We start from the raw sequence: 4,884 nt of genomic DNA, 5'->3' as shown, positions 1-4,884 counted from the left end.
ATACGTCTTCGATTGGCAGCAGGAACGGCTTATCGATAGCACGTTCTGGTTCCGGGATGTAAGAATCCAGGAAGCCAGCCAGTTCGATGATTTTCGCTTCCCACTCTGCGTCGCCTTCCAGCGCTTTCAGAGCAGAACCACGAACGATCGGAGTGTCGTCGCCCGGGAAATCGTACTGAGACAGAAGTTCACGCACTTCCATTTCTACCAGTTCCAGCAGCTCTTCGTCATCAACCATGTCGCATTTGTTCAGGAACACGATGATGTACGGAACGCCTACCTGACGACCCAGCAGGATGTGCTCACGAGTCTGCGGCATCGGGCCGTCAGTCGCAGCAACAACCAGGATCGCGCCATCCATCTGAGCAGCACCGGTGATCATGTTTTTAACATAGTCGGCGTGGCCCGGGCAGTCTACGTGCGCGTAGTGTCGAGTCGGGGTGTCATATTCAACGTGAGAAGTGTTGATGGTGATACCACGTGCTTTTTCTTCCGGCGCGTTATCGATCTGATCGAATGCGCGAGCAGCACCGCCGTAGGTTTTAGCCAGAACGGTAGTGATTGCAGCGGTCAGCGTTGTTTTACCATGGTCAACGTGGCCGATAGTACCGACGTTAACGTGCGGTTTAGTACGTTCAAATTTTTCTTTAGACATCGATTGTCCCTCTAAGACACGGATAAATCGGTGATATCACCACATCAACCAGGCAATATACCTGAGCTGTTGAATGCTTTTAAAAGTAAACAGAGAGAAACGGGAGGGAGAAGTGAAGTGGTGCTGATACCCAGAGTCGAACTGGGGACCTCACCCTTACCAAGGGTGCGCTCTACCAACTGAGCCATATCAGCACGTCTGGAGCGGGCAGCGGGAATCGAACCCGCATCATCAGCTTGGAAGGCTGAGGTAATAGCCATTATACGATGCCCGCATCCTAAAACTCGGCTACCCAGTTCTTTCTGTGCCAAAAAAAAGAGATTGCTCTCTTTTCTTTGTTTGAGTTCGTCATTTTACCGACCAACTCTGGCTTCGCAATGCTTAGCCGGAAAGTGGTGGTGGGGGAAGGATTCGAACCTTCGAAGTCTGTGACGGCAGATTTACAGTCTGCTCCCTTTGGCCGCTCGGGAACCCCACCAGGTACTTGATGGTGCCGACTACCGGAATCGAACTGGTGACCTACTGATTACAAGTCAGTTGCTCTACCTACTGAGCTAAGTCGGCATCAAGTAGCGCGCATTCTATGGAGACCTGCGGCGACATGCAACTAAAAATTTGCATAAAATGTTCTATCGCTCATGTTTTGTGCGTTCACGCGTAAAAACTCAGCAAAATGGTATTTTCGTGAACAAAAATAGCGCAATTCTCTCTATTCTCTGCGGCTTGCTGTTGCCATTTCAGGTCTAGTAGCGCCCGACTAGCTGTCGTCATTAGCGGCTTCGCTTCTTTACTATTCCCTATCACTTACGCTCGCCGGTTGCATTGGCAACAAACTCTGGGGTTTTCTCACGAAAGCACCACTCATTTGGATTTTTTCTTCTTTTTATAATCCATCTGGTGTTAACCTCCTGCCCATTGTCCTGATTAACTGAATGTGAAGCGTCGCGTGTTATCAGCGCGGCAGCCAGAACATGCTTATGAGAAAACAAGAGCAAACGTTAATGACACCTTATCTACAGTTCGATCGTAGCCAGTGGGCGGCGCTTCGCGATTCCGTGCCAATGACCCTGACTGAAGGCGAAATTACACGCTTAAAAGGTATCAACGAAGATCTGTCGCTAGAAGAAGTGGCGGAGATCTATTTGCCTTTGTCCCGTTTACTGAACTTCTATATTAGTTCTAACCTGCGCCGCCAGGCGGTGCTGGAACAATTCCTTGGCACCAACGGCCAGCGTATTCCTTATATCATCAGCATCGCCGGCAGCGTGGCGGTAGGTAAAAGCACAACCGCTCGTGTTCTCCAGGCGCTTCTCAGCCGCTGGCCAGAGCATCGTCGCGTTGAGCTCATTACCACCGATGGCTTCCTGCACCCTAATGAGGTGTTGAAAGAGCGCGGGTTGATGAAGAAGAAAGGCTTCCCAGAGTCTTATGATATGCATCGACTGGTGAAGTTTGTCTCTGACCTGAAGTCAGGAGTACCGGACGTGACGGCACCGGTTTATTCCCATCTTATTTATGATGTTATTCCTGATGGCGATAAAACGGTCACCCATCCAGATATACTCATTCTGGAGGGGCTCAATGTACTACAAAGCGGAATGGATTATCCTCACGACCCGCACCATGTATTTGTTTCCGATTTTGTTGATTTCTCTATTTATGTCGATGCTCCGGAGAAATTATTACAATCCTGGTATATCAATCGTTTCCTGAAATTCCGTGAAGGTGCCTTCACCGATCCAGATTCTTATTTCCATAACTATGCACAGCTTTCTAAAGAAGAGGCAATTAACGTTGCGACTTCATTGTGGAATGAGATTAACCTCAGGAATTTAAACGAAAATATCCTACCAACGCGTGAGCGCGCAAGTCTGATCCTGACAAAAAGCGCCAACCACTCTGTTGAGCAAGTTCGTCTTCGGAAATAATCGAGATAAAAGAAAAGGGAGCCGCGGCTCCCTTTTTTTATTCTGCGCTACGTAGCGAAATTTCGCCGCCCATCCAGGGTTTAATCACCCCTTCCTGCTCCAGTAATAAAGCACCTTGAGTATCGATCCCACGAGAAATACCAAATATCTCTTTATCACCGATAATTAATTTCACTGGACGGTTAATAAAGTTATCTAATTTATCCCAACGGGACAGATATGGGGCTAACCCCTCCTGTTCAAAGAGGTGCAGCGCGTCATGTAATTCATTGATCAACCTTGCCGCCAGGACATTGCGATCGATAACGATCCCCGCCTCCTGCAAGTTAATCCAACCCTGATTGATGACATCGTTTTCGACACGACGCATCACCAGGTTAATCCCAGCTCCAATGACAATTTGCGCAGCATCACCGGTTTTACCGGTCAGTTCCACCAGAATGCCGGCCAGTTTGCGGTCGTTGAGATAGAGGTCATTTGGCCACTTCACCCGAACCTTCTCGGCGCCCAAACTTTGTAATACTTCGGCCATGACAATACCGATAACCAAACTTAGGCCAATCGCTGCGGCAGGCCCCTGCTCCAGACGCCAGTACATGGACAAATAGAGGTTAGCGCCGAACGGGGAGAACCACTTACGGCCGCGGCGGCCTCGGCCAGCCTGCTGATATTCAGCCACACAGGCATCACCGGATTTCAATTCACCAATGCGATCGAGCAAATATTGGTTGGTAGAGTCAATCACCGGCAGTACAGCCACATCCCCGTAATCCACAGCACGTTGAATCCGCTCCGCTTCCAATAGCTGGATTGGCTCCGGCAGGCAGTAGCCCTTACCGGGAACGGTAAAGACATCAACACCCCAGTCGCGTAACGTCTGGATATGTTTGTTGATCGCCGCGCGGCTCATACCAAGCTTCTCCCCCAGCTGCTCTCCGGAGTGGAAATCACCATCGGCTAGCAAGGAAATGAGCGTTAATGGCACCGTATTATCTTTCATTTGATTACCTCAACCGCATTTACTTCACCTGTTTGTCCAATAAAGCGGACTTCAGGCTCAAGCCAGACGTTAAATTTGTCGCCCACCTGCTGGCGGACATGGTGTGCTAGCTTGACCACATCACAGCTCTGCGCGCTGTCGACGTTGACCAGTACCAGCGCTTGCTGTTGATGCACCGCAGCGCCTCCCTCAATATGGCCTTTCAACTGGCACTGATCGATAAGCCAGCCAGCTGCTAGCTTAACGCTGCCATCGGCCTGAGGATAATGTGGCGCTTTCGGGAAGTTTACCAGCAGCGCTTGCGCATACTCAGCACTAACGACTGGATTCTTAAAGAAGCTGCCTGCGTTGCCGTTGACCTTGGGGTCGGGTAGTTTAGTCATACGCATATGGCAAACGGAGTCGAATACTTCACGCGGGGTCACCGTTTCAGGGTCAAGACGCGTAAGATCTCCGTACGTTAACACGGGTTTCCACACTTTCGTGAGCCGGAATCCAACGGCAACAATAGCAAAGCGGTCCTGATAGGCGTGTTTGAAGATGCTGTCGCGGTAGCCGAATTGACAGTCCTTCGCACTAAGTCGTTTACGTTCACCGGTAGCAAGTTCGATGCAATCGACATATTCGCAGACTTGCTGCAGCTCAACACCATAGGCACCGATATTCTGAATCGGGGATGACCCGGCACAGCCAGGAATAAGCGCCAGATTTTCAAGGCCAGGCATGTTGTTATCCAGTGCATAGCGAACCAGATTATGCCAGTTCTCTCCCGCACCAACGTGCAGATGCCATGCATCAGCCGTTTCACTAACCTCAATACCTTTCAAGCGGTTAAGGATCACTGTACCGGAATAATCTTCCAGAAACAGGACGTTACTTCCTTCACCCAGGATCATAACTGGCAGCCCTTCACGGGTAGATTGCTGCCAGGCGCTCAGTAATTGTTGTTCGTTTTCAGCGCATACGATGTGCTTTGCACAGTGGTCAATGCCGAAGGTATTCAAGGGTTTTAGGGAATGGGTCATAGCTGCTTTCCTGATGCTAAATCGCCGATAGTTTACCGTATCTGCTCGGGGAAGGCTTGCTGTTATATAGAGGGAGAAAATATCAACGTAAGTATAAACAATAGGTAGGATAAGGCGTTTTCGCCGCCATCCGGCAGCGCGCTTTCCTTTCCCGCAGACGCAAAAAAGCCCATCCGTCAGGATGGGCTTCTTCACTGATTGATGCCTGGCAGTTCCCTACTCTCGCATGGGGAGACCCCACACTACCATCGGCGCTACGGCGTTTCACTTCTGAGT

General features: G+C 50.0%; 4 protein-coding genes and 4 tRNA genes. 1 reads left to right on the top strand and 7 read right to left on the bottom strand.

Annotated elements, in window-relative coordinates:
• The 5 genes from RDN66_RS12215 to RDN66_RS12195 form a co-directional block, all read right to left on the bottom strand.
• On the bottom strand, positions 1 to 655 hold a 655-nt coding region (locus RDN66_RS12215; protein ID WP_072078376.1), incomplete at its 3' end, for a GTP-binding protein.
• Positions 656 to 773: 118 nt separating this feature from the next.
• Positions 774 to 849, bottom strand: a tRNA-Thr gene (locus RDN66_RS12210).
• A gap of 5 nt (positions 850 to 854) precedes the next feature.
• Positions 855 to 929, bottom strand: a tRNA-Gly gene (locus RDN66_RS12205).
• 119 nt (positions 930 to 1,048) lie between these two features.
• Positions 1,049 to 1,133, bottom strand: a tRNA-Tyr gene (locus RDN66_RS12200).
• 10 nt (positions 1,134 to 1,143) lie between these two features.
• Positions 1,144 to 1,219: transfer RNA gene (locus tag RDN66_RS12195), tRNA-Thr, on the bottom strand.
• 413 nt (positions 1,220 to 1,632) lie between these two features.
• On the opposite strand from RDN66_RS12195, the gene coaA reads away from it, so the two are divergent.
• A complete protein-coding gene (gene coaA, locus RDN66_RS12190; protein ID WP_123652866.1) occupies positions 1,633 to 2,583 on the top strand; it encodes a type I pantothenate kinase in 951 nt (316 codons plus the stop codon).
• Positions 2,584 to 2,620: 37 nt separating this feature from the next.
• Here coaA and birA read toward each other — a convergent pair whose 3' ends face one another.
• Complete coding sequence (gene birA / locus RDN66_RS12185; RefSeq protein ID WP_035897764.1) at positions 2,621 to 3,583, bottom strand: bifunctional biotin--[acetyl-CoA-carboxylase] ligase/biotin operon repressor BirA; 963 nt, start codon at positions 3,581 to 3,583, stop codon at positions 2,621 to 2,623.
• Positions 3,580 to 4,608 (bottom strand): UDP-N-acetylmuramate dehydrogenase, encoded by a 1,029-nt coding sequence (gene murB, locus RDN66_RS12180; protein WP_035897766.1) that lies wholly within the window; start codon positions 4,606 to 4,608, stop codon positions 3,580 to 3,582. Before murB ends, birA begins: the two co-directional genes overlap by 4 nt.
• Positions 4,609 to 4,884 lie beyond the last annotated feature (276 nt).

It is taken from the genome of uncultured Kluyvera sp. (assembly GCF_902485085.1).
In the GTDB taxonomy this organism is placed as follows: domain Bacteria; phylum Pseudomonadota; class Gammaproteobacteria; order Enterobacterales; family Enterobacteriaceae; genus Kluyvera; species Kluyvera ascorbata.
The sequence above is the reverse complement of the archived record's forward strand: the minus strand, read 5'-3'. Positions and strand labels throughout refer to the sequence as shown.